Below are 443 nucleotides of genomic sequence, written 5' to 3' on the forward strand. Positions count from 1 at the left end.
CGCCGTGACCCCCGCCTGGAAGATCAGCGTGCATGCCGCCGTCGCCTCCGGGAGCATCGTCCTGCTCGCCATGACGTACGGGCCCCGCATGCTCCTGGCGTACCCCTTGGTCGCCGTCGTCGGCTGGTCCCGGATCGAGCTCGAGGACCACACCCTCGCCCAGGTCCTCGCGGGCGCCGCGGTGGGCGGGGCCGTCGCGGCCGCTACGTTCGCGCTGGTCCGGTAGACGGCCGCGGGCGACTCCGCCGAACGGGGCATCCGAACGTCCTCCGATTCGTTCAAAGGAGCAGGACCGTGAACGGACAGCAGCCGGACGAAGGGGAACCATCGTGGAGAAGAACGCCTGGGCCGTCACCGGAGAGCTTGCCGCCTTCTTCGACGAGGCCACCGCCCATCTCCCCGCCGACCAGCGCCGGGTACTGCAAGTACTGAAGATCGGGGAG

General features: G+C 70.2%; 1 protein-coding gene. It reads left to right on the forward strand.

Translation table 11 applies throughout. The annotated features are described in order from the left end of the window. A partial coding sequence (locus G3I78_RS48495) for a phosphatase PAP2 family protein (RefSeq protein ID WP_164437018.1) occupies positions 1-226 on the forward strand: 226 nt, incomplete at its 5' end. Positions 227-443 lie beyond the last annotated feature (217 nt).

It is taken from the genome of Streptomyces sp. SID13726, assembly GCF_010548375.1.
Taxonomy (GTDB): Bacteria; Actinomycetota; Actinomycetes; order Streptomycetales; family Streptomycetaceae; genus Streptomyces.